This window comes from Pseudomonas sp. R1-7 (assembly GCF_051132105.1).
In the GTDB taxonomy this organism is placed as follows: domain Bacteria; phylum Pseudomonadota; class Gammaproteobacteria; order Pseudomonadales; family Pseudomonadaceae; genus Aquipseudomonas.
Window position 1 is genome coordinate 3,960,205 of sequence record NZ_CP071661.1, and the last position, 25,538, is coordinate 3,985,742.

The 25,538-nt window shown below is 61.7% G+C and carries 16 protein-coding genes; 7 read left to right on the top strand and 9 right to left on the bottom strand.

The genetic code is table 11. The features are described from left to right. Positions 1-70 precede the first annotated feature (70 nt). The 4 genes from ligA to J3P79_RS17690 form a co-directional block, all read right to left on the bottom strand. A complete protein-coding gene (ligA, locus tag J3P79_RS17675) occupies positions 71-2,428 on the bottom strand; it encodes an NAD-dependent DNA ligase LigA (RefSeq protein ID WP_434604647.1) in 2,358 nt (785 codons plus the stop codon). A 147-nt stretch (positions 2,429-2,575) separates the two neighbouring features. Continuing rightward, entirely contained in the window at positions 2,576-3,421 is an 846-nt protein-coding gene (gene zipA / locus J3P79_RS17680; RefSeq protein ID WP_434604649.1) for a cell division protein ZipA, read from the bottom strand. A 257-nt stretch (positions 3,422-3,678) separates the two neighbouring features. Beyond that, the gene (gene smc, locus J3P79_RS17685) at positions 3,679-7,167 is read right to left on the bottom strand and encodes a chromosome segregation protein SMC (RefSeq protein ID WP_434604651.1); all 3,489 of its coding nucleotides are present in this window, start codon (positions 7,165-7,167) and stop codon (positions 3,679-3,681) included. Position 7,168: 1 nt separating this feature from the next. Then, positions 7,169-7,828 (bottom strand): GntR family transcriptional regulator, encoded by a 660-nt coding sequence (locus J3P79_RS17690; RefSeq protein WP_045155498.1) that lies wholly within the window; start codon positions 7,826-7,828, stop codon positions 7,169-7,171. 276 nt (positions 7,829-8,104) lie between these two features. Between J3P79_RS17690 and xdhA the strand changes: the two genes are divergently transcribed. From xdhA to guaD, 4 genes are all read left to right on the top strand, one after another. Beyond that, the gene (gene xdhA / locus J3P79_RS17695) at positions 8,105-9,559 is read left to right on the top strand and encodes a xanthine dehydrogenase small subunit (protein WP_434604654.1); all 1,455 of its coding nucleotides are present in this window, start codon (positions 8,105-8,107) and stop codon (positions 9,557-9,559) included. Continuing rightward, positions 9,552-11,951, top strand: a complete 2,400-nt coding sequence (xdhB, locus tag J3P79_RS17700) for a xanthine dehydrogenase molybdopterin binding subunit (RefSeq protein WP_434604656.1) — start codon at positions 9,552-9,554, stop codon at positions 11,949-11,951. The genes xdhA and xdhB overlap by 8 nt, the downstream gene beginning before the upstream one ends. A 120-nt stretch (positions 11,952-12,071) precedes the next feature. Continuing rightward, positions 12,072-12,908 (top strand): xanthine dehydrogenase accessory protein XdhC, encoded by an 837-nt coding sequence (xdhC, locus tag J3P79_RS17705; protein ID WP_434604658.1) that lies wholly within the window; start codon positions 12,072-12,074, stop codon positions 12,906-12,908. 20 nt (positions 12,909-12,928) lie between these two features. Next, positions 12,929-14,233 carry a guanine deaminase gene (gene guaD, locus J3P79_RS17710; protein ID WP_434604660.1) on the top strand — a complete coding sequence of 435 codons (1,305 nt, stop codon included), beginning with the start codon at positions 12,929-12,931 and terminating at the stop codon, positions 14,231-14,233. 117 nt (positions 14,234-14,350) lie between these two features. Here guaD and J3P79_RS17715 read toward each other — a convergent pair whose 3' ends face one another. Beyond that, positions 14,351-15,115, bottom strand: coding sequence for a GntR family transcriptional regulator (locus J3P79_RS17715; RefSeq protein ID WP_039589032.1), 765 nt, complete (start codon positions 15,113-15,115; stop codon positions 14,351-14,353). Between the two features lie 243 nt (positions 15,116-15,358). Here J3P79_RS17715 and J3P79_RS17720 point away from each other — a divergent pair, with 243 nt between their 5' ends. Then, positions 15,359-16,558, top strand: a complete 1,200-nt coding sequence (locus J3P79_RS17720; RefSeq protein ID WP_434604663.1) for a benzoate/H(+) symporter BenE family transporter — start codon at positions 15,359-15,361, stop codon at positions 16,556-16,558. Positions 16,559-16,640: 82 nt separating this feature from the next. Here J3P79_RS17720 and J3P79_RS17725 read toward each other — a convergent pair whose 3' ends face one another. After that, positions 16,641-16,985 (bottom strand): YggL family protein, encoded by a 345-nt coding sequence (locus J3P79_RS17725; protein ID WP_039589030.1) that lies wholly within the window; start codon positions 16,983-16,985, stop codon positions 16,641-16,643. A 233-nt stretch (positions 16,986-17,218) separates the two neighbouring features. Here J3P79_RS17725 and dacB point away from each other — a divergent pair, with 233 nt between their 5' ends. After that, on the top strand, positions 17,219-18,685 hold the full coding sequence (dacB, locus tag J3P79_RS17730; protein WP_434604666.1) for a D-alanyl-D-alanine carboxypeptidase/D-alanyl-D-alanine endopeptidase: 1,467 nt from the start codon (positions 17,219-17,221) through the stop codon (positions 18,683-18,685). Positions 18,686-18,815: 130 nt separating this feature from the next. On the opposite strand, the gene J3P79_RS17735 is transcribed toward dacB, so the two are convergent. Then, entirely contained in the window at positions 18,816-21,200 is a 2,385-nt protein-coding gene (locus tag J3P79_RS17735) for a sensor domain-containing diguanylate cyclase (RefSeq protein ID WP_434604668.1), read from the bottom strand. A gap of 138 nt (positions 21,201-21,338) precedes the next feature. Beyond that, positions 21,339-23,609 (bottom strand): bifunctional 23S rRNA (guanine(2069)-N(7))-methyltransferase RlmK/23S rRNA (guanine(2445)-N(2))-methyltransferase RlmL, encoded by a 2,271-nt coding sequence (gene rlmKL, locus J3P79_RS17740; RefSeq protein WP_434604670.1) that lies wholly within the window; start codon positions 23,607-23,609, stop codon positions 21,339-21,341. Between the two features lie 530 nt (positions 23,610-24,139). Here rlmKL and rmf point away from each other — a divergent pair. Beyond that, positions 24,140-24,355, top strand: coding sequence for a ribosome modulation factor (gene rmf, locus J3P79_RS17745; protein WP_003223300.1), 216 nt, complete (start codon positions 24,140-24,142; stop codon positions 24,353-24,355). 146 nt (positions 24,356-24,501) lie between these two features. Here rmf and J3P79_RS17750 read toward each other — a convergent pair whose 3' ends face one another. Next, positions 24,502-25,521, bottom strand: coding sequence for a quinone-dependent dihydroorotate dehydrogenase (locus tag J3P79_RS17750; protein WP_434604672.1), 1,020 nt, complete (start codon positions 25,519-25,521; stop codon positions 24,502-24,504). Between the last annotated feature and the right edge of the window lie 17 nt (positions 25,522-25,538).

The window sequence follows — 25,538 nt, forward strand, 5'->3', positions numbered from 1 at the left end:
CAAGACTAGATCGCCCTGCCCTCATGATCGTTCCAAAAACGCTGAGTCATGACGCCACATAAGCCAAGCCTCAGAGCGCGACGCCATGCCCGGTCAGGAACTCGACAAAGGCTTGCTCATCGAGCACCTTGAGCCCAAGCTCGTTGGCCTTGGTCAATTTCGAACCGGCGCCCGGCCCGGCGACCACACAGTGGGTCTTCGCCGACACGGAACCGGCGACCTTGGCTCCCAGGCTTTCCAGCTTGTCCTTGGCGACATCGCGACTCATCAGCTCCAGCGAACCGGTCAGGACCCAGGTGTGCCCCGCTTCCGGCAAACCCTCGACGACTTTTTTCTCGCTCTGCCAATGCATGCCGAAATCCCGCAGTTGCTGCTCAGCGGCCAACGCCTGCTCGCGATTGGCGGCGATGGCGAAGAACTCGCGCACAGCGTTGGCCTGCTTTTCCGGCAGCGCTTGGCGCATGTCCAGCCAATCGGCATCCATGACCGCTTCGAGTGAGCCGAACTTGTCCGCCAGCTTTTGCGCGCCGCCCGGCCCGACCGACGGAATGTGCAGCTTGTCGAGGAAGCCGCCCAGGGTGGTGCTGGCGGAGAATTCCGCGCTCAGCTCGCCTTGATCCTGAATCTGCAGGCCATGGCGCAGCAAATCCTTGATGACCTGGCGATTGTGCGGGTCCTCGAAGAAGCTGTGGATCTCATGGGCGACTTCGAGGCCGACATCCGGCAGATACGTCAGCACGTGCGGCAACGCCGCCTGCACACGCTCCAGCGAACCGAGGGAGCGGGCCAGGACCTTGGCGGTTTCCTCGCCTACATCTGGAATGCCTAACGCATAGATAAAGCGCGCCAGGCTCGGCGTCTTGCTGTCGACAATCGCTGCCAGCAGATTCCTGCTGGACAGCTCGGCGAAGCCTTCCAGATCGACCACTTGCTCGAACGTCAACGCGTACAGGTCCGCCGGGGAACCCACCAGCCCCTCATCCACCAGTTGCTCGACACTCTTTTCGCCCAGGCCTTCGATATCCATGGCGCGGCGCGAGACAAAATGAATGATCGCCTGCTTGAGTTGCGCGCCACAGGCCAGGCGGCCGACGCAGCGGTACACCGCACCTTCGCTGACGGTTTCGCGGCCCTTGCTGCGCTTGATCAGCTGCGTGCGTTCAACGTGAGAACCGCACACCGGACACTGCTGTGGCACTTGCACCGGACGAGCATTGTCCGGACGCCGCTCCGAAACGACCTGCACCACCTGCGGAATCACATCACCGGCGCGGCGAATGATCACCGTGTCGCCGATCATCAGGCCCAGGCGCGCCACCTCGTCCATGTTGTGCAGCGTAGCGTTGGCCACGGTCACGCCAGCCACCTTCACCGGCTTGAGCCGCGCCACGGGCGTGACAGCGCCGGTACGGCCGACCTGGAACTCGACGTCCAGCAACTCGGTGAGTTCTTCGCTGGCGGGAAATTTATGAGCGATAGCCCAACGCGGCTCCCGTGCGCGGAAACCGAGTTCACGCTGTGACGCGATGCTGTTGACCTTGAACACCACCCCGTCGATTTCGTAGGGCAGCGAATCGCGTCGCTCGCCGATGTCACGGTAGTAATCCAGGCATTCGTCGATGCCGTGGGCCAGCTTCAGCTCCCGGCTGATGGGCATGCCCCAGGCCTTGAGTTGTTTGAGGTTGCCGATGTGAGTATCGGCGATGTCCGAGGTCACCTGGCCGATGCCATAGCAGCAGAACTCCAGGGGACGGTTGGCGGTGATCCGCGAGTCCAACTGGCGCAGGCTGCCTGCCGCGGCGTTGCGCGGGTTGGCGAAGGTCTTGCCGCCCGCCTCCAACTGCGTGGCATTGAGACGTTCGAAGCCAGCCTTGGACATGTACACTTCGCCGCGCACTTCCAGCACCGGAGGCCAGCCGCTGCCCTGCAGCTTGAGGGGAATATTGCGTACGGTTCGCACGTTGACGCTGATGTCCTCCCCCGTGGTGCCGTCACCCCGCGTGGCACCGCGCACCAGCATGCCGTCTTGATACAACAGGCTGACGGCCAAGCCATCGAGCTTCGGCTCGCAGCTGTATTCCACCGCCGCGCCACCACCCAGCAAGTCGCCCATGGGCAAGTCAAGGCCTTCGGTCACACGCCGGTCGAACTCGCGCATGGTGGTTTCGTCGAAGGCGTTGCCGAGGCTGAGCATCGGGATTTCGTGACGCACCTGGCTGAACGCCGAAAGAGCCACGCTGCCAACCCGCTGGGTCGGCGAGTCGCTGGTGACCAATTCCGGGTGCTGCTCTTCGAGGGCCTTGAGTTCGTGGAACAGCCGGTCGTACTCGGCGTCCGGGATGCTTGGTTCGTCGAGGACGTGGTAGCGATAGTTATGCTGATCCAGCTCGGTGCGCAGCTCTAGGATGCGGGTTTCGACGGCGTTCATGGTGTTCTCTCATAAAGCAAAAGAGCAGCCTGGGCTGCTCATTTTTTAAAGACTTCCTGGGAGGGCTTCGCCTGGCGCGCCAGCCCGGCCCAGCGGGAGCAAGCTCCCTCGCCACAAAAAGCCCTGGCCATAAAGACTCTGGCGGCTTCAGCGCTTCTGGGTCAGCGCACGGCGCTCGAATTCAACGATGCGCTGGCGATAGTGCTCGATGGTCTGGGCGGTCAGCACGCTGCGCTGATCGTCCTTCAGTTCGCCGTTGAGCTCCTGGGACAACTTGCGCGCCGCGGCCACCATCACGTCAAAGGCCTGCTTGGGATGACGCGGGCCTGGCAGCCCGAGGAAGAAGCTCACCGCCGGCGTGCTGAAATGATCGATGTCGTCGAGATCGAACACGCCAGGCTTGACCGCGTTGGCCATGGAGAACAGCACTTCGCCATTGCCGGCCATGCTTTCGTGACGGTGGAAAATGTCCATCTCGCCGAAACGCAGGCCGCTTTCCAGAATGTTCTGCAGCAACGCTGGGCCTTTGAAGCCGGCCGGGTCGCGGCAGATCACGCTGATCACCAGCACTTCTTCGGCCTGGGCCTGGTCCTTGTCGCCGCCGGACGACTTGCTCTCGTCCGGGAAGTCACCGTCACGGCTGTTGAAGCTCGGGCCACCATCCAGGTCGAGGTTCAGGTTCAAATCCCCCTGGGACGGCTCGCTGTTGCGCTTGCCTCGCTTGGAACCCGACTCCCGTGGCTCGCGGGCAGGCGCACTCATGGACGGCAAATCGTGCTCGTCCAGCTGCGGCTCCTTGTGGGTGTCCAGCACCCGGGGCGGGCCCAACAGCTCGGCGCTGTCGTCCTCATCGGGCAGGTTCGACAGGCTGCGATCCAGGCGAAACTTGAGTTTGCCCTTGCCGCCGCGCATGCGACGCCAGCCGTCGAAAAGAATACCGGCAATGACAATGATGCCGATGACGATCAGCCACTCGCGCAGACCGATTTCCATGTAATCCCGTGCCTCTATAAAAATGCTGAAAAATAAGGGGCTTAGCTATTTGCAAACCGCTTTAAAACGTGGCGCCAACTCTATGTTCTGAATGGCGTTTTGCCCACGCATACGAAAAATTGACATTAAACTAGCACGACCAAAGATAACTTTACACCGTCTGTCGCATAGGCTTGTGCCAATCTGTGAAATGTCCGGCAAGCCTTGTGGGTTAAAAAGACCTACAGGGCCTTAGGTAAACTCCTACAACTGGCACTTTAAGCATCCACCATCGCCATGGCCTCTTCCACATCCACTGCCACCAGCCGCGAGCAGCCCGGCTCATGCATGGTCACGCCCATCAACTGATCGGCCATTTCCATGGCGATCTTGTTGTGGGTGATGTAGATGAACTGCACCGTTTCCGACATTTCCTTCACCAACCGTGCGTAACGGCCTACGTTGGCGTCGTCCAATGGCGCATCGACTTCGTCGAGCATGCAGAACGGCGCCGGGTTCAATTTGAAAATCGCAAAGACCAACGCCAGCGCGGTCAACGCTTTTTCGCCACCTGAGAGCAAATGGATGGTGCTGTTCTTCTTGCCAGGAGGACGCGCCATGATTGTCACCCCTGTATCGAGTAGATCTTCGCCCGTCAGTTCCAAGTAGGCGCTGCCGCCACCGAAAACTTTCGGGAAAAGTGCCTGCAAACCGCCATTGATCTGATCAAAGGTATCCTTGAAACGGTTGCGGGTTTCCTTGTCGATCTTGCGGATGACGTTTTCCAGGGTCTCCAGCGCTTCCACCAGGTCATCGTTCTGGGCGTCCAGGTAACGCTTGCGCTCGGACTGTTGCTGATACTCATCGATGGCCGCCAGGTTGATCGCCCCCAGGCGCTGGATGCGCTGGGCAATGCGTTCGAGTTCTTCCTCGGCGTCTTTCTCGTTGGCTCCCGCCACCAGGGTGGCGAGAACACCATTGAGGTCGTAGCCATCCTCCAGCAATTGGTCCTGCAAGGCCTTGCGGCGCACGGTCAGGGCTTGCCATTCCATGCGCTGTTGTTCCATCTGGCCGCGGATCAGTTGCGATTGCTGCTCGGCCTGGCTACGACGTTTTTCGGCGTCGCGCAGTTCACGGTCAGCGTCCTCCAACGCAATCTGCGCGGTCTTGAGTTCTTCATCGATGCTCATGCGCTTGTCGAGCAACTCTTCGAGCTTGAGGCGCAGCTCTTCCAGCGGTGCCTCGCCCTCCTCCAGATTGAGGCTCAATTGTTCGCGTTTTTCGGTCAGGCGCTCGGACTGCATTTCCAGCCGTTCCAAGGCCTGCCGCGTGGAATCGTATTGCGCCTTGAGCGAGCCCAGGCGTACCGCCAATTGATGAGCATGATCCTTGTGCTGGCGCGCTTCCTGACGCACGCGGTCGAGACGCTCTCGAAGGCTGTCGCGTTGGGCCAACAGCAATTCACGCTGTTCGGTATCCAGCGCCATCGCGTCGAGGGCTTCTTGCAATTGCAGGCGCGCCTCGCCGATCTGCTCGTGTTCCAAAGCCCGCTGCTCGCCCAACTCGGCGATTTCTTCGTCGAGACGGGTCCGACGCAAGGCCAATTGTTCAACCTTGGCCTTGCCGGCCGACAGCTGCGCCTTGAGTTCGCCCTGCTGGCGCGCTTCGTCCTGCAACAGCCGACGCAAATGCTCGCGACCGTTCTCCTGTTGACGCTGTTGCGCCCGCAGGTTTTGCAGTTCGGTTTCCAGCGCTTCGACGCTGGCCTCGCGCTCCTCGCGCTCGGCGCCCAGGCGCTGGATTTCCTGGCCACGAGCGAGCATGCCGCTCTCTGCTTCGCTGGCCCGGCGCACCCGCAGGAAATGCCGGCCGACCCAATACCCGTCACGACTGATCAGGCTTTCGCCGGCCGCCAATTGCCCGCGCAAAGCCAGGGCCTGTTCGAGACTGTCCACTGGCTTGACCTGCCCCAGCCAGGGCGACAGATCGACCTGGGCTTCGACTTTGTCCAACAGACTGCCCGGCACCCGCACGCCGTCGCCGGCCGGGCTAAGCAGCCGTAGGTCGCCTTGCGTGAAGCCCGACAGGTCGAAGCCGGCGAAATCATCGACCAGCACCGCTTGCAAGTCGGCGCCCAACACGGTTTCTACCGCCAGCTCCCAACCGGTATCGACCTTCAGGCCTTCGGCCAGGCGTGGACGCTCGGCAAGGTGCTGATCGCGCAGCCATTCGGCGGTGCCGGTGCCAGGGTCCAACGCGGCCTGTTGCAGGGCTTCCAGCGACGCCAGGCGCCCATTGAGTCGCTGCAATTCGCCCTGGGCCTGTTGCTGATTCTGCAAGGCCAGTTGCAAGGCCTGGCGCAGTTGCTCAAGGCGTTCGACCTGGGCGTCTTCGCTGGCCTGCAAATCTTCGAGCGTGGCTTCGCTGGTGGCGAGTTGCTCGCTCAGCTCCAGGATGGCTGCATCCTCCGGGTCTGCCGCAAGCAATGCACGCTCTTCGGACTGACGCCTTTGACGCTCGGCCAGGCGCTCCATACTGGTTTCGAGTTGCTGGATGCGCGACTGCTGGACTTCAGCCTGGCGTCGCGGCTCGGCCGAGGTCAGGTTGAAACTGTCCCACTGCTCCTGCCAGCCGTGCATGGTCAGTTCGGCTTCTTCCAACGCGGCAGCGGCTTCTTCGGCGGCGGCGCTGGTGAGCTCCTGCTCCGGCGTGAGCCGTTCCAGTTCTTCGCCAAGCGTGAGCAGCAACGTGCGGTCGTGGCCCAGGTGCGATTCGGTTTCCAGGCGCGCGCGCTCGGCCTCCTTCAAGTCGTCCTGCAACTGGCGCAAGCGTTGCTGGCCATGCTGGATGCTCTGCTCGACCCGGGCAATGTCGCCACCCACGGAATAAAAGCGCCCCTGCACCAGATTAAAGCGCTCGGACAGGTCATGGTGCCCATCGCGCAGGCGCTCGATGGCGGCATCGGCGTTGCGCTGCTCGGCCACCAACGCTTCGAAGCTGACTTCCTGGTTGCCGATGATCGCCTCGCGCTGGCCGACCTGTTCGTTCAACGCCTGCCAGCGCAGTGCCGACAGTTGGGCCTTGAGCTGGCGCTCCTCGCCCTTGTATTCCTGATATTTCTTTGCCGCCTCGGCCTGACGGTGCAGGCGTTCGAGCTGGCGTTCGAGTTCTTCGCGAAGGTCGGTCAGGCGCGCGAGGTTTTCGTGGGTACGGCGGATACGGTTTTCGGTCTCGCGCCGGCGCTCCTTGTATTTGGAAATGCCGGCGGCTTCCTCGATGAAGTTGCGCAGGTCCTCAGGCTTGGCCTCGATCAGCTTGGAAATCATGCCCTGTTCGATGATCGAGTAGCTGCGCGGCCCCAGGCCGGTACCGAGGAAGATGTCGGTGATGTCCCGCCGACGGCATTTGGCGCCGTTGAGGAAATAGCTGTTCTGGCTGTCGCGGGTCACTTTGCGGCGAATGGATATTTCCGCGTAGGCTGCGTACTCGCCAATCAGCGTGCCGTCGGAGTTGTCGAAGACCAGCTCGATGCTCGCCTGGCTCACTGGCTTGCGACTGGTGGAGCCGTTGAAGATGACGTCGGTCATCGACTCGCCACGCAGGTTTTTCGCCGAGCTTTCGCCCATCACCCAGCGCACGGCGTCAATGATGTTCGATTTGCCGCAGCCATTGGGTCCTACAACCGCCGCCATGTTGCTGGGGAAGTTCACCGTCGTCGGGTCGACGAAGGATTTGAACCCTGCCAGCTTGATGCACTTGAGCCGCACGTCAGGCCGCCGTCAGCGCCGAGACCACCAGATCGCAACTGCGCTGGGCGTAAGCCGTGAGCACGATGCGGATCTGTGGCAAATCACGGGCCAGCACGGCGGCGAGCAGACGCTGGAACAACTCGAGGAACTCGCTCATTTCCGCCTTGCGCTGTTCCAGGGCCAGGAAATAGGCGCGGCTCATCGCCGGCTGCAGGTTCTCGACGGTTTCCTGCAAGTAAGGGTTGTTGGCAAAGGGATAGGCGGCGCGCATCACGCTGAAACTTTCGTCGACGAAGGTGCGGATGTCCTGGCGCGCGTAGGCGTCGTTGAGGCGCTGCTGGATCGCGACGAACGGCGCCATGTCGGCCTGTTCTTTCCAACCATGGGCCACGGCGTTGCCCAGCAGGATGTACAGCTCGCTCATCAATGCACAAAGGCTGCGCACCTTGTGTTCGGTCAGCTCGGTGACGTGCGCGCCCCGGCGCGGCAGGATCGCGATCAAGTGGCGTCGCTCCAGGATCAGCAAGGCCTCGCGGACCGATCCGCGGCTGACGTTGAGCGCCAGCGTGACCTTCTGCTCCTGGATGCGCTCTCCCGGCTTCATTTCGCCGCGAATGATGCGCTCGGCGAGATGGTGGGCGATTTGTTCGGCGAGGCTGTCCGGGGCCTTGAACGTCATGGTTGTCCTTCAAACTCTTAGATCTGCACAAGCGGCGCAGTGTAGCGCACTCGATACGTCATGGCGCAGGGCCTGCACCGGGTTTTGGCACGATATAAGCAAAAATCCAGTGGAGCGGAGCTTGCTCCTACAGAGAGACCATACTCAATGAATAGGTTGTCTATCGACAGAGCGGATTTTTCTTGACCTTTAAGTCAGAAAATCATTGACCGAAAAGTCAGAACTGCTAAATTCAGCCCACGTCGATACAACAATAATGAATCTGCGAGGCCTTCCGTGATCCAGTTTTTACTCAACCAGGAACTCCGTAGCGAGCACGCCCTGGACCCGAACCTGACCGTGCTCGACTATCTGCGCGAACACGTTGGTAAACCCGGCACCAAGGAAGGCTGCGCCAGCGGCGACTGCGGCGCGTGCACTGTCGTGGCAGGCGAATTGGAAACGGACGCAGATGGCCGCGAACGCATTCGCTATCGCAGCCTCAATTCGTGCCTGACTTTCGTCTCGTCGTTGCACGGCAAGCAACTGATCAGCGTCGAAGGCCTCAAGCACCAAGGCCAACTGCACAGTGTCCAGCAGGCAATGGTCGATTGCCACGGTTCGCAATGCGGTTTCTGCACGCCGGGCTTCGTCATGTCGCTGTTTGCCCTGCAGAAGAACAGCGAGCAACCCGACGCTCACAAGGCCCACGAAGCCCTGGCCGGCAATCTGTGCCGCTGCACCGGCTATCGGCCGATCCTGGACGCCGCCGCCCAGGCCTGTTGCGGCAAGCAACCGGATCAGTTCGATGCCCGCGAGACCGAGACCATCGCCCGACTCAAAGCCATCGCACCGACCGAGACCGGCGAACTCAACAGCGGCGACAAGCGTTGCCTGGTGCCGCTGACCGTCGCCGACCTGGCCGATCTCTACGACGCGTACCCCCAGGCACGACTGTTGGCCGGCGGTACGGACCTGGCCCTGGAAGTCACGCAATTTCATCGCACCCTGCCGGTGATGATCTATGTCGGCAACGTCGCCGAACTCAAGCGCGTCGAGCGTTTTGACGATCGCCTGGAGATCGGCGCCGCCACCCCTCTTTCCGATTGCTACGAAGCCTTGCAAGCCGAATACCCGGACTTCGGCGAACTGCTGCAGCGCTTCGCCTCGTTGCAGATCCGCAACCAGGGCACCCTGGGCGGTAACATCGGCAACGCCTCGCCGATTGGCGACTCGCCCCCCCTGCTGATCGCTCTCGGCGCGCAGATTGTCCTGTGCAAAGGCCAGGCCCGTCGCACCCTGGCCCTGGAAGACTACTTCCTCGATTACCGGGTCACCGCACGGCAGGAAAGCGAATTCATCGAAAAGATCATCGTGCCCCGGGCCAGCGCCGAACAGGCGTTCCGCGCCTACAAGGTTTCCAAGCGCCTGGACGATGACATTTCCGCCGTCTGTGCGGCGTTCAACCTGCGTATCGAAAACGGTGTGGTCCAAGACGCTCGCGTCGCCTTCGGCGGCATGGCCGCCACACCCAAGCGCGCCAAACATTGCGAAGCCGTCCTGATCGGTGCGCCATGGAAAAACAGCACCATCGAACGCGCCTGCATCGCGTTGGGCGAGGACTTCACGCCGCTGTCGGACTTCCGCGCCAGCAAGGAATACCGCCTGCTCAGCGCCCGCAACCTGCTGCGCAAATATTTCATCGAACTGCAAACGCCGCACATCGAGACTCGGGTGACCGCTTATGTCTAACCATCACGCCATAGAGAAGACCCAGGCTGAACTGGCGGAGCTGTTCGCCCGCGACCTCACCACCGGCGTGGGCCGTAGCGTCAAGCACGACAGCGCCGCCAAGCACGTGTCCGGCGAAGCACAGTACATCGATGACCGCCTGGAATTCCCGAATCAGTTGCACGTCTACGCCCGGCTGTCGGACCGCGCCCACGCCCGGATCCTGAGCATCGACACCGCGCCCTGCTACGCCTTCGATGGCGTGCGCATCGCCATTACCCACCAGGATATTCCGGGCCTGAAGGACATCGGTCCGCTGCTGCCCGGTGACCCGCTGCTGGCGATCGACGACGTGCAATTCGTCGGTCAACCGGTGCTGGCCGTTGCTGCCAAAGACCTTGAGACCGCACGCAAGGCGGCGATGGCGGCGGTCATTGAATACGAAGACCTGGAACCGGTGCTGGACGTGGTCGAGGCGCTGCGCAAGCGGCATTTCGTGCTCGACAGCCACACGCACCAGCGCGGCGATTCAGCCACGGCACTGGCAAGCGCCGAGCATCGCATCCAGGGCTCGCTGCACATCGGCGGCCAGGAACACTTTTACCTGGAAACCCAGATCTCCTCGGTGATGCCCACCGAAGACGGCGGCATGATCGTCTACTGCTCGACCCAGAACCCCACCGAAGTACAGAAACTGGTGGCCGAGGTGCTCGGCGTGTCGATGAACAAGGTCGTGGTGGACATGCGCCGCATGGGCGGCGGCTTTGGCGGTAAGGAAACCCAGGCCGCCAGCCCGGCGTGCCTGTGCGCCGTGATCGCACACCTCACCGGCCAGCCGACGAAGATGCGCCTGCCCCGGGTCGAAGACATGCTGATGACCGGCAAGCGCCACCCCTTCTACATCGAATACGACGTCGGCTTCGACAGCACCGGGCGCCTGCACGGCATCGCCTTGGAACTGGCCGGCAACTGCGGCTGCTCGCCGGACCTGTCGGCATCGATCGTCGACCGGGCGATGTTCCACGCCGACAATGCCTACTACCTGGGCGATGCGACCATCAACGGCCACCGCTGCAAGACCAACACCGCGTCGAACACAGCCTACCGAGGTTTCGGCGGGCCCCAAGGCATGGTCGCCATCGAAGAGGTGATGGACGCCATCGCCCGGCACCTGGGGCTCGATCCCCTGGCGGTGCGCAAGGCCAACTATTATGGCAAGACCGAGCGTAACGTCACCCACTACTACCAGACCGTCGAGCACAACATGCTCGAGGAAATGACCGCTGAGCTTGAAGAGAGCAGCCAGTACGCCGAGCGCCGCGAAGCGATCCGTCGCTACAACGCCAATAGCCCGATCCTGAAAAAGGGCCTGGCGCTGACGCCGGTCAAGTTCGGCATTTCGTTCACCGCCAGCTTCCTCAACCAGGCCGGGGCGTTGATCCACGTCTACACCGACGGCAGCATCCATCTGAACCACGGCGGAACGGAAATGGGCCAGGGCCTGAACACCAAGGTCGCCCAGGTGGTGGCCGAAGTGTTCCAGGTGGAAATGGACCGCGTGCAGATCACCGCGACCAACACCGACAAGGTGCCGAACACCTCGCCGACCGCCGCCTCCAGTGGCGCCGACCTGAACGGCAAGGCGGCGCAGAACGCCGCCGAAACCATCAAGCGCCGGCTGGTGGAATTCGCCGCGCGGCAGTACAAGGTCAGCGAGGAAGACGTGGAGTTCCACAACGGCCATGTGCGGGTGCGCGATCACATCCTGACGTTCGAGGCGCTGGTGCAGCAGGCCTATTTCGCCCAGGTCTCACTGTCGAGCACCGGCTTCTACAAGACCCCGAAAATCTACTACGACCGCAGCCAGGCCCGCGGCCGACCGTTCTACTACTACGCCTACGGCGCGGCGTGTGCCGAAGTGATCGTCGACACCCTCACCGGCGAGTACAAGATGCTGCGCACCGACATCCTTCACGATGTCGGCGCCTCGCTGAACCCGGCCATCGACATCGGCCAGGTCGAGGGTGGTTTCATCCAGGGGATGGGCTGGCTGACCATGGAAGAACTGGTGTGGAACGACAAGGGCAAGCTGATGACCAACGGCCCGGCCAGCTACAAGATCCCCGCCGTGGCCGACATGCCGTTGGACCTGCGGGTCAGGCTGGTGGAAAACCGCAAGAACCCTGAAGACACCGTGTTCCACTCCAAGGCCGTGGGCGAGCCACCGTTCATGCTCGGCATCGCCGCGTGGTGCGCGATCAAGGACGCCGTTGCGAGCCTGGGCGATTACCGGCATCAACCGAAAATCGACGCCCCGGCGACGCCGGAGCGGGTGTTGTGGGGGTGTGAGCAGATGCGAGGGTTGAAGGCAGTGAAAGCCGAGGAACCCGAGGCCGAGTTGGCTTCGCTTTAGACCGCGCGCGGCTATCGCGAGCAAGCTCGCTCCCACAGGGGATTTGTGTACGCCGATCCAATGTGGGAGCGAGCTTGCTCGCGATGAGGCCGGAACAGACAAAGAGATGTCGAGGTGAATATGTACAACTGGATCAGCGCCCTCGCCGACCTGCAAACTCGCGGTGAATCCTGCGTGCTGGTGACGATCATCGAAGAGCTCGGCTCCACACCGCGCAATGCCGGCTCGAAAATGGTCATCAGCGCCAGCCAGACGTTCGACACCATCGGTGGCGGGCACCTGGAATACAAGGCCATGGAAATCGCCCGGAACATGCTCGCCTGTGGCCGGCAGGACACCCATCTGGAGCGCTTCAGCCTCGGCGCCAGCCTTGGCCAGTGCTGCGGTGGTGTCACCGTGTTGCTGTTCGAACCCATGGGCCAGGTCCAGGCGCAGATCGCCGTGTTCGGCGCCGGCCATGTCGGGCGCGCCTTGGTGCCGTTGCTGGCGAGCCTGCCCTGCAAGGTGCGCTGGATCGACTCGCGGGAAGCCGAATTCCCCGAACAACTGCCCCACGGCGTGCACAAGATCGTCTCCGAAGAGCCCCTGGATGAAGTCGACGATTTGCCCGCCGGCAGTTACTGCATCGTCATGACCCACAACCATCAGCTCGATCTGGAGCTGAGCGCTGCGATTCTCAAGCGCAATGACTTTGCCTATTTCGGGCTCATCGGCTCGAAGACCAAGCGGGTCAAGTTCGAACACCGCCTGCGTGATCGCGGTTTCGACAGCGGCACCCTGCAACGCATGCGTTGCCCGATGGGCATCGGCGAAGTCAAAGGCAAGTTGCCCGTGGAAATCGCCATCTCCATCGCCGGCGAAATCATCGCCACCTATAACGCGGATTTCGGCCAGCACACCTCGCGCGCCGAACCCATTGCCAAGTTGCTGCCGGCTTCGCGCCGCAGCCAGCGTTAATCCCTTTACCGAGACAGACCATGCCCCTGACACGCAAAGCCTACCGCGCCGCCCTGCTCCACAGCCTCGGCGACCCGGCCGAAGTCGGTATCGAGGCGTCCTATGAATATTTCGAGGACGGCCTGTTGGTGGTGGAAAACGGCCAGATCAGCGCCATCGGCCACGCCAGCGACCTGCTGCCGACCCTGGCGGCGGACATCGAAGTCGCCCATTACCCGGACGCGCTGATCACTCCCGGCCTGATCGACACGCACATCCACCTGCCACAAACCGGGATGGTGGGCGCCTATGGCGAGCAACTGCTGGACTGGCTCAACACCTACACCTTTCCCTGCGAAAGCCAGTTCGCCGATGAAGACCACGCCAAGGCGGTGGCGGATATTTTCGTCAAGGAACTGCTGCGCAATGGCACGACCACAGCCCTGGTGTTCGGCAGCGTGCACCCGCAATCGGTGAACGCGTTTTTTGAAGTGGCCGAGAAGCTCGACCTGCGCATGATCGCCGGCAAAGTGATGATGGATCGCAACGCCCCCGACTACCTCGTCGACACCGCCGAATCCAGTTACACCGAAAGCAAGGCGCTGATCGAACGCTGGCACGGCAAGGGGCGCCTGCACTACGCCGTGACGCCGCGCTTCGCCCCCACCAGCAGCCCGGAACAACTGACCCTGGCCGGCCAATTACTGGGCGAATACCCGGACTTGTACATGCAGACCCACATCAGTGAAAACCTGCAGGAAGTGCAGTGGGTCAAGGAGCTGTTTCCAGAGCGCAAGGGTTACCTGGACGTCTACGATCACTACCAACTGCTCGGCGAACGCTCGGTGTTCGCCCACGGCGTGCATCTGTGCGACGACGAATGCGCGCGCCTGGCACAAACCGGTTCGGCCATCGCCTTCTGCCCGACCTCGAACTTTTTCCTCGGCAGCGGCCTGTTCAACCTACCGATGGCCGAAAAGCACAAGGTGAACGTGGGATTGGGCACGGATGTCGGTGGCGGCACCAGTTTTTCGCTGCTGCACACTTTGAACGAAGCTTACAAGGTGATGCAGCTGCAGGGGGCGCGCCTGAGCCCGTTCAAATCGCTGTACCTGGCCACCCTGGGAGGCGCCCGCGCCCTGCGCCTGGAGGACAAGATCGGGACGTTGCAGCCGGGGACGGACGCGGATTTCCTGGTGCTGGACTACAACGCCACGCCGCTGCTGAGCTATCGCCTCAAGCAGGCCAAGGACATTGCCGAGCGCCTGTTCGTGTTGATGACGCTGGGGGATGACCGGGCGGTGGCGCAGACTTATGCGGCGGGTCGGTTGGTGCATCAGCGCTAGATATCAGCGCCTGTCGAATCGCCATCGCGAGCAAGCTCGCTCCCACAGTGGATTTGTGTTGTCCACGCTGTGGGAGCGAGCTTGCTCGCGATTGACGGCATGACTGACTCGACTCGATCAGAGCTTGGCAGGCGTACGCCCTGGCTTCTTGCTTTGCAGCAAATGCGAGAACACCGCATGCAAATCATCCGACGCACTTTCTTCGTCGAGGTTGAGCTTGCTATCGATGTGGTCCATGTGATGCATCATCAGGTTCACCGCCAAGGCCGCATCGCGGGCCTCGATGGCGTCGATCAGTTGGGTGTGTTCATCGTAGGAACAGTGCGAGCGGTTGCCGCTTTCGTACTGCGCAATGATCAATGAGGTCTGGGACACCAGGCTGCGCTGGAAACTGATCAGCGGGGCATTTTTCGCCGCCTCGGCCAGCTTGAGGTGGAATTCGCCCGACAACCGGATGCCGGCGCCACGGTCGCCACGGGAGAAACTGTCGCGCTCGTCGCTGACCATCTGTCGCAGCTCGGCGAGCTGCTCGGCGGTGGCGTGCTGGACCGCCAACTCCGTGATCGCCTTCTCCACCAAGCGCCGGGCGAAGAACACCTGGCGAGCTTCCTCGACGCTCGGGCTTGCCACCACGGCACCACGATTGGGCCGCAGCAGCACCACACCTTCATGGGCCAGGCGTGACAGCGCGCGGCGAATGATGGTGCGGCTCACCCCGAAAATCTCCCCAAGTGCCTCTTCGCTCAATTTGGTACCGGGCGCCAGGCGTTGTTCGAGGATAGCCTCGAAAATGTGCGCATAGACGATGTCGTCCTGGGTTCCGCTGCGGCCGGCTTTGCCTGCTCGCGGTTGTTTCTTGAGGGGCTGCAACTGTTCGTTCATGGGCACTCGAGTCGGGAGAACTGCGGCGATTTAACCGTGACTGTAATACGGCACAGCGGGTCGCTGGCAAGTATCGCGTAAAAAACACGGCGATTGTACACAACCTCTGATGGCAACACGACTGTACGGCTGTTTGCGGACACGGCTGTATCGCAACCGGTCGGTGGGTTGAGTTTAGGCTTTAAAGCCGAACCTGTACCGCTATCACGCCCCGCCAATCTACAACAAGGATCACCGCCCACCATGACCGAAGTCACGACCGCGCCACTTCGTCCGTTGGCCGATACATCGCCCTCGGCCATCGTCGCCGGCTTCATCGCCATGATGACCGGCTACACCAGCTCACTGGTGCTGATGTTCCAGGCCGGCCAAGCGGCGGGCCTGACCAGCGGGCAGATTTCCTCATGGATCTGGGCCATCTCCATCGGCATGGCGGTGTGCTCCATCGGCCTGTCCCTGCGCTACCGCACGCCCATCACCATCGCCTGGTCGACACCCGGCGCGGCGTTGCTGATTACCAGCCTCGGCGGGGTGAGTTATGGCGAGGCCATCGGTGCGTATATCACCTGCGCAGTCCTGGTCACGATCTGCGGCCTGACCGGTAGTTTCGAGCGCTTGGTCAAACGTATTCCAGCCTCGCTGGCGGCGGCGTTGCTGGCAGGCATCCTGTTCAAGATCGGCAGCGAAATCTTCGTCGCGGCGCAACATCGCACCGGTCTGGTGCTGGGGATGTTTTTCAGCTACCTGATCATCAAGCGCCTGTCGCCGCGTTATGCCGTGCTGGCGGCGCTGCTGGTCGGCACGGCGTTGTCGGGCCTGCTTGGGCTCCTGGATTTCAGCGGTTTCGCCCTGGAAGTCGCGACGCCGGTCTGGACCACGCCGCATTTTTCCCTGGCGGCCACCATCAGCATCGGCATCCCGCTGTTCGTGGTAGCGATGACTTCGCAGAACATGCCCGGCATCGCCGTGCTGCGCGCCGATGGATACAACGTGCCGGCCTCACCGTTGATCACCAGCACCGGCATCGCTTCGCTGCTGCTGGCGCCGTTCGGCTCCCATGGCATCAATCTCGCGGCCATCAGCGCGGCCATCTGCACCGGGCCCCACGCCCACGAAGATCGCAACAAACGCTACACGGCGGCGGTCTGGTGCGGGATTTTCTACGGGATTGCCGGGGTGTTCGGCGCGACGCTGGCGGCGTTGTTCGCGGCATTACCAAAGGAACTGGTGCTGTCGATTGCGGCGCTGGCATTGTTCGGGTCGATCATCAATGGCCTGAGCATCGCCATGAACGAAGTGAAGGAACGGGAAGCGGCGCTGATCACCTTCATGGTCACGGCGTCGGGGCTGACGCTGTTTTCCATTGGTTCGGCGTTCTGGGGGATTGTCGCGGGGATATTGACGCTGCTGATCCTGAACTGTCGCAACGATTGCTCGCGATAGCGGCCTGAAGGGCAGCAGCGACCCAACAGGCAGGCACAAAAAAACCGGCACCCGTAAAGGCCGCCGGTTTTTTTCTACACCATCAAGCCTTCGGATTGATCGGCTTTTCCGGATACCACACGTCCAGCAACGGGCTGACTTCAACGCTGGTCAGCTCAGGACGGGCCTTGAGCCAGGCTTCTACGGCAGCGCGCTGCTCTTCGGTGACCGAGCCACGCTTCTGCAGGCAAACCAGACCGTAGTCGTCACCGCCGACGTAACCCAGGCCGTTGGCTTCCATGGCTTCTTTCAGGAAAGCGTCGAGGAAAGCGTCAATAGCCTCATCGGCCAGATCTTCTTTGAAATCCAGGTTCAGTTCGAAACCCAGCTCTTGAAATTCATCCACGCACAGCTTTTTGCGCAGACGCTGGGAACGGTTAGTCGCCATTGAAACAATCCTCATAAGTAATAACGGCCGGCACTTTACCAGTTTGGTGCGTCGATTGCCCGACTGATCGGGCATCTACGCCTACCGTCGGTAAAAAAATACCGCTTCGGCGGGCTTGGGCACGGCACAAGCCGTTGCGCCTTGGGGCATAATGCCGAACTTTCATGACCGTTGAGGACGTTCATTTTCATGTCCTCGTCTTTTCCCCCCTCGCCTGCAGGGTTTTACTTCACATGATCAGATCTTTGCGTCCACTGCTCCTGGCCAGCCTTCTTCTTCCCTTGGCCCTTCCTGTTTCCACCAGCGCCGCCACCATCAACACTGCCCTGTCGCCCAATGTGCAAAAGGCGCTGAAGAACAGCAAACTTCAAGACAACGCCCTCTCCCTGGTGATGGTCCCGCTGAACGGCCCGGGCACGCCGACGCTGTACAACGCCGATGTCTCGGTGAACCCGGCGTCCACCATGAAGCTGGTAACAACCTATGCGGCCCTGGAAATGCTCGGGCCGAACCATCAGTGGAAAACCGAGTTCTACACCGACGGAACCCTCAATGGCGGGATCCTCAACGGCAACCTGTACCTCAAGGGCGGCGGCGATCCCAAGCTGAACATGGAAAAGCTCTGGCTGTTGATGCGCGACTTGCGGGCCAACGGCGTGCGACAGGTGACCGGCGACCTGGTGCTCGATCGCAGCTTTTTCATCCAGCCGCAATTGCCCGAGTTCAACGATGACGGCAATGACGAGAACAAACCCTTCCTGGTCAAGCCCGACTCGCTACTGGTCAACCTCAAGGCCTTGCGCTTCGTCGCCCGCAATGACGGCGGCCGGGTACTGGTGTCGGTGGAACCGCCGATTGCCAGCATTCGCATCGAAAACGTGGTCAAGGCCGTCAATGGCAAGCAATGTGCCGGCGGCGTTCGCTATAACCCCGTAGCCCAAGCCGATGGCAGCATGACCGTCACCGTCAGCGGCCAACTGGGTGAAGGTTGCAGCTCCCAGACCTACCTGTCGCTGCTCGATCACGCCACTTACACCGCTGGCGCCGTCCGGGCGATCTGGAAGGAACTGGGCGGCAGCATCCAGGGCAACGACCGCCTGGCCGCGACGCCGAAGAGCGCCAAGCTGCTGGCCCGGGCATTTTCGCCGGACCTGGCGGAGATCATCCGTGACATCAACAAATACAGTAACAACACCATGGCCCAGCAACTGTTCCTGAGCCTGGGCGCGGAGTTTCGCAACGAGGCCGACGGTGACGACGCCAAGGCTGCGCAACGTGTTGTGCGCCAATGGCTGGCCAAGAAAGGCATCACGGCGCCGCACCTGGTGATGGAGAACGGCTCGGGCCTGTCCCGCGCGGAACGGGTCAGTGCCCGGGAAATGGCAGCGATGCTGCAAGCGGCGTGGCGCAGCCCGTATGCGGCGGAGTTCGTCAGCTCGATGCCTATCGCCGGCACCGACGGCACCATGCGCAAACGCCTGAAGACCACTGCCATGGCCGGCGAAGCCCACATCAAGACCGGCACGTTGAATACCGTGCGCGCCATCGCCGGCTACAGCCGCGACATCAACGGCAATACCTGGGCGGTCGTGGCGATCCTCAACGATCCGAAGCCATGGGGCGCTTCCTCTGTGCTGGACCAGGTGTTGCTGGACCTTTATCGCCAGCCGAAACTGCCACAGGCGGCGTCGCTGCTCTGAGCCAGAACCCTACGCCAACCCAATGTGGGAACGAGCTTGCTCGCGATTCGGTCGACCAGCACACATCGATGCTGAATGTCACACCGCTATCGCGAGCAAGCTCGCTCCCACAATGGGTAGCGTGAAGCCATTATCCCAGCTGCACCTCAACCCGATCCCTTCCAGCCTGCTTCGCCGCATACACCCCGGCGTCAGCCCGCAGCAACAACGCATCGGCACCTTCGCCGGCGTGCCAACTGGCGACACCAAAACTGGCGGTGATGACGCCTACGTCGTCGATCGGCGCGCTTCGAAGGCCGTCCCACAACCCCAACGCCAGCGTATAGGCGCTTTCGCTGTCGGTGTCGGGGCACAGCACCACGAACTCCTCCCCACCCAACCGGCAGAACACATCGGTGCGGCGCAATCGCTGGGTGATCCGCTGGCAGACCGCCTGCAGTACCCGATCCCCCACCGCATGGCCGTGCTGGTCGTTGACGCGCTTGAAATGATCAATATCGAGCATGATCACTGTCAGTTCCCCAGAGCCGCGCTCGACCCGGGTCATTTCCGACGTGAGGCGTTCCTGGAAGTAGCGCCGGTTGCGAATCCCGGTCAAGGCGTCGGTGACCGACAGCGCCCGCAACTCTTCCTCGACGCGCTTGAGGTCGGAGATATCCGAGATATAGCCGTGCCACAACACCCCGCCGCCAGGCAACTGTTCAGGTGTCGCCTCGCCACGCACCCAACGCAGGCCGCGATGCGGCAGTTGCACGCGATACTCTTCTCGCCAGGGGCTCAGGGTATCGGCCGACGTGCGAATCGAAGCGCGCACACGTGCACTGTCCAATGGATGGATGCGCGAGAAAATCGCTTCCGCGTGTCGCACCAGCACATCTGGCTCCAGTTCATAGATGTCGCGGATGCCATCGCTGGCGTAGATCACACTGAAGCCGCCGTTGAAATCCATCTTGAATTGGTAGATGCCGCCAGGCACATGGGCGCTGAGTTTTTTCAACAACAGATCCCTCGCTGCCAACGCTTCGTGGACGCGCTTGCGCTCGGTGACGTCGATGCAGATCGCCAGGTGCCCGACCCATAAGCCCTGCTCATCGAGCACCGGCGTGGCCAACATGTTGACTGTCAGGTGGCTGCCGTCGCGGCGCACCAGGGTCCACTCGCGGGCCTGCTGCTCACCTTGTTCACCGCCTTCGAGCAACATCGCGTGGCACGTGGGGATCGGTTTGCCAAAGCGGGCCGCCAGCTGTGCGGCACGGTACTGCAATTCGCGGGGGACATGGAGGCTCTCCAGGGTCATGCTTTGCAGGACATCGCAGCTGCGGTAGCCGAGCATCTGTTCGGCGCCGGCATTGAAGGTGGTTATCACACCGCGCAGGTCGGTGGCGATGATCGCAACCTGTGTCGCGGCGTCCAGCACGCCCCTCAGTTGGCCATGGGTGCCGCGCAGTTCCGATTCCCTGGCGCGCAGCTCCCGGGTTCGCTGCTCCACCAATGCCAAGGCCCGTTGCCGTTGACTGACCAGCATATAAAGCAAGGCGCTGAGCAACAGGCTGATCAAGCCTCCCAGCACCGTTAGGCTGATGACGTTGGAATGACTGCTCGACAGGAATGCAAGACTGGGCCGCAACTCTATGCGGAAGTCATGATCGGCGAGGCGCACCATCCGTACCGCCGACAAGTCGCTTTCGCCCGGCCGGTTCGAGGTTTCGAACAGGAGTTCCCAAGGGAGCTCGTGGGCGGAATCAAGCACGCGCATCGACAGGTTGTCATCGTCAACCTCCGGCAGGCCATCGGCGACCAACTGGCGCATGCTGATCGCCGCCACCACGTAACCGAACGGCTCGCCGGTTGATCGCTTGAAAACTGGCGCTGCCAGCATGACTCCACGGGAAAGGGCCGGATCGCCACCTATCAGGTCTATGGGCTCGGAAACCACCAAGGCGTTATGCTGACGGGCCCGTTCAAGTGTGGCGCGGCGCGTTGGGTGCCAAAGCAAATCCAGGCCCAGGGGCGCGCTAAAGGATGGCTGACTCTGGACGTACAGCACCGGGACATATTCGTCCCGTTCCTCGGCCACGCGCAGGTTCCCAGCCTCGTCCGGTTCACGCACGGTAAAGGTGCTGGACACTTCGGCCTGTGCCTGTTGTTCAAATGCCTGGAGCTCACCTCTCAGCACCCGAGGCGCCCAAGCGAAAGCCCAAGTACGTCGTAGCAGCGCTTCGGTGTAGCCATGGAATTCGGAGCTGGAAACCCCTGCGGAGTTGGCGAAAAAGCGCCTCAGACTGTCGAGACGTTGCTCCTGGTCCTGGAAACGCTCTTCGAGACGGCTATAACGCTCCTCGGCCAACAGGTCAAAGCGCTGGCGCAATTGCTGGTTGAATTGTTTCAACGTGCCCCAGGCCAACAAACCGGTCAGCAGCAGGCCCGCCACCAGAACCACGCAAGCCACTAGCCATGCCGAAGCATCTTCGCTGATAAAGCCCAGGATCCTGGGGCGCACCTGATGTAATGCCATACACATAACTCAGAAAAGGACCAGGCGTAGGTACAGCCCCGGCCACAGCCTAAGTTATAGCTATATGCCATCACTTTAGCCAGTCCTAGAGTGCCGGGAGCCTTGAATTTCAAGGCTCACATGGATCCAATGACCTGCTCAGCGCGCCATGATTTTCCAGGCGCGGTGGATCTTGGCGTTGCGGGCGAAATCCGGGTCGATGGTCTTGGCGGTGATTTCCTCCACCGCGTAGCGCTCGGCCAGGTTCTCTTCGAGCTGGAACTTGCGGAAGTTGTTGGAGAAATACAGCACGCCGCCCGGCGCCAGGCGCGCCATGGCCAGGTCGAGCAACTGCACGTGGTCGCGCTGCACGTCGAACACCCCTTCCATGCGCTTGGAGTTGGAGAAAGTCGGCGGGTCGATGAAGATCATGTCGTACTCGTCGCGACTGGCTTCAAGCCAAGCCATGACGTCGCCTTGTTCCAGGCGATTCTTGTCGGAAAAACCATTGAGCGACAGGTTGCGCCGTGCCCAGTCCAGGTAGGTTTTCGACAGGTCGACACTGGTGGTGCTGCGCGCACCGCCCTTGGCAGCGTGGACGCTGGCGGTCGCGGTGTAGCAGAACAGGTTGAGGAAACGCTTGCCGGCCGCCTCTTTCTGGATGCGCAAGCGCATTGGCCGGTGGTCGAGGAACAAGCCGGTGTCCAGGTAATCCGTGAGGTTGACCAGCAGCTTCACGCCGCCTTCGTTCACCTCGGTGAACTTGCCCTGGGCGCTCTGGCGCTCGTATTGCTTGGTGCCGCTCTGGCGCTCTCGACGCTTGATGACGACGCGGCTCTTGTCGACGTTCAAGGCCTGGGGAATCGCCGCCAACGCATCGAACAAGCGGGCCGAGGCCTTTTCCGGATCGATGGACTTCGGCGCGACGTACTCCTGCACATGAACCCAATCGTGATAGAGGTCGATGGCCATCGAGTATTCCGGCATGTCGGCGTCGTAGACCCGGTAGCAGTCCACGCCTTCACGCTTGGCCCATTTGCTCAGCAGCTTGAGGTTTTTTTGCAACCGGTTGGCAAACATCTGCCCACCTTCACTCAGGCGCGCCTGTTCGACCACAGGAGCCGGTGCCGGCGCTGGCTTGATCGGGTTGCCGTTCTTGTTGTATTGACGTTCCTGCGGAACATCCGGCGCCTGGTCGTAGGCGGATTGCTCACGCTCGGCCTGACGTTGTTCCGGGGTGCGACGTTCTCCCGTGACGAACTGATCCGGCAGCACCTTGATCAATAGCAACTTGCAGGGCAAGGCGCCGTTCCAGAACGAATATTGCTTGTGGCTGCGAATGCCCATGCGCTTGCCCAGGTCCGGCGCGCCGGTGAACACCGCGGCTTCCCAGTTCAGGCAGGCCTGGCGCAGGCGTTCGCCAAGGTTCTGGTAGAGGTAAAGCAGGCTGGCTTCATCGCCCAGGCGCTCGCCGTACGGCGGATTGCAGATCACCAGGCCCTTCTGGTTCTGGTCCGGGCGCGGCTCGAAAGTGGCAACTTCGCCCTGGTAGATCTTGATCCACTCGCTCAGGCCGGCGCGCTCGACGTTGTTGCGACCCGGCTGGATCAGCCGTGGATCGGCCTCGTAGCCACGGATCCACAGCGGCGGCTTGGCCAGCCCGGCGGCGGCGCGCTCCACGGCCTCTTCATGAAGCTTCTTCCACAACGCCGGCACGTGGCCGAGCCACGCGGTAAAGCCCCATTGCTGGCGACGCAGGTTCGGCGCCATGTCGGCGGCAATCATCCCGGCCTCCACCAGGAACGTGCCGACACCGCACATCGGGTCAGCCAGCGCCCCGCCTTCGGCGGCAATGCGCGGCCAGCCGGCGCGGATCAAGATCGCGGCAGCGAGGTTTTCCTTCAGCGGCGCGGCGCCTTGCTGCAAGCGATAGCCACGCTGGTGCAAGCTGTGGCCCGAGAGGTCCAGGGAGAGGATCGCTTCGCCACGGTCCAGGCGCAGGTGGATGCGCAGGTCCGGGTTGAGCTTATCGATGGAAGGACGTTCACCCGACGGCGTGCGCAATTTGTCGACGATGGCGTCCTTGACCTTCAGAGCGCCGAAATGCGTGTTGTCGATGCCCGAGCCGTGGCCACTGAATTCCACCGCCAGGGTGCCATCAGCGAGCATGTGGTCTTGCCAATCGACATCCAATACGCCGTGGTAAAGGTCTTCGGCGTCCTTCATCGGGAAGCGCTTGAGCACCAACAGCACGCGGTTCGCCAGACGCGACCACAGGCAGAGCCGGTAGGCCGTCTCCATGTCGGCGCTACCACGCACTGCCGAGGTGTGCTCGCGAGCCTCTTCGAGGCCAAGCCCGACGGCTTCCTCAAGAAGCAGGCCTTCGAGGCCCTTGGGACAGGTGAGGAAGAGTTCGAAACGGTCGGACATGGGATTTCCAGAGCCTTTGGCTAAGTGGACCGGGCAACGCATTGCCGGGCCGGGTTCAATCAGGTGCTTTTCTCAAGAGCACCCGCGTGGCACGAAAGTGTGCCGTTCCGTACTCGCCGCTCAGGTTCAAAGAGCTTAGATGCGTGTACAGATAAAAAATTCTGTGCAACAAATTGTGAAAAGTTGTCCCTTTCGTCGAATAGTACCCGAGTGCAACAGGAGGACATTCTCATTCGATCCTGGTGACCGCCTTCAACGCAGGGCTGATCATACAGGGGTCTTGCCCGAAAGCGGGTGTCGAACATCGTGTTACTTATCGCACTAGCATCTTTATTGTTACGTGCTTATGACAAAACGATCATTCCATCCGTGTGACGCTTTGGTTAGAACTCACCACAGGTTGACGTCGCAACGGCGTCAACACCTTGGCTCGTCACGCCGGCAACGAGCCGCCAACGGCAGAATGATTCTGCCCCGACCTCGATTGAGGTCGACGCTAAGCAACAGTCAACAAGTGAGGGCAACACCCTATGAGAAGACTTAAGCGTGATCCGTTGGAAAGAGCATTTTTACGCGGTTACCAATATGGCGTTGGTGGTAAATCCCGTGAGCTTTGCCCCTTTACTCTACCGTCGGTACGTCAAGCCTGGATCAATGGCTGGCGAGAAGGACGCGGCGACAATTGGGACGGTATGACCGGCACTGCGGGTATCCATAGACTCAACGAACTTCACGCCGTCGGCTGACACAGGGCTTATTACTCGAGAACTCGACAATCTGACACTTGTATCGATTTAACCACGCACGTCCCATCCGGACGGCGGGCTACGGCCCAGGGGGCTCCTTCAGGAGCCCTTTTTAATGCCCGGCAGATAGATCCGCCAGGCCAGATTCAACCCAACGCCGCAATCGCATCCACCGACTCACGAATCAACGCCGGGCCCTTGTAGATGAAACCCGAGTAAACCTGCACCAGGCTCGCCCCGGCGGTGATCTTCTCGGCGGCGTGCCGGCCTTCGGTAATCCCGCCCGCCGCAATGATCGGCAAGCGTCCCGCCAGTTCACCCGCCAGGACTTTCACGGTATGGGTGCTCTTGTCACGCACCGGCGCGCCAGACAAGCCGCCCGCCTCGTCACCATGCTCCAGCCCTTCGACACCTTCGCGGCCCAGCGTGGTGTTGGTGGCGATCACCGCGTCCATGCCTGTCTCGATCAGGGCCTGGGCCACCTGGACGGTTTCCTCGTCGCTCATGTCCGGGGCGATCTTGATCGCCAGCGGCACATGCCTGCCATGGATGACCGCCAGTTCCGCACGGCGCCGGGCCAGGTCGGCCAGCAATTGCTTGAGCGAGTCACCGAATTGCAGGCTGCGCAGCCCCGGGGTGTTGGGCGAGCTGACGTTGACGGTGACGTAGCTGGCGTGGGCATAGACCTTGTCCAGGCAGATCAGGTAATCGTCGACGGCGCGCTCCACCGGGGTGTCGAAATTCTTGCCGATATTGATGCCCAGCACGCCCTTGTACTTGGCCGCCGCGACACGGGTCAGCAAGTGATCGACGCCCAGGTTGTTGAAGCCCATGCGATTGATGATCGCCTCGGCCTGGGGCAGGCGGAACAGTCGTGGCTTGGGGTTGCCCGGCTGCGGACGCGGTGTGACGGTGCCGATTTCCACGAAGCCGAAACCCAACTGCGCAAAGCCGTCGATGGCCGCGCCATTCTTGTCCAGGCCCGCTGCCAACCCGACCGGGTTGGGAAACTCCAGGCCCATGACCGTCACCGGCAGTTTCGCCGGAGCCTTGCACAGCAGACCGTTGAGACCCAAGCGCCCGCCCGCGCCGATCAAGTCCAGGGACAGGTCGTGGGAGGTTTCCGGGGAGAGTTTGAACAGCAGTTCACGGGCCAGGGTGTACATGGGCGGCTTTGACTCGG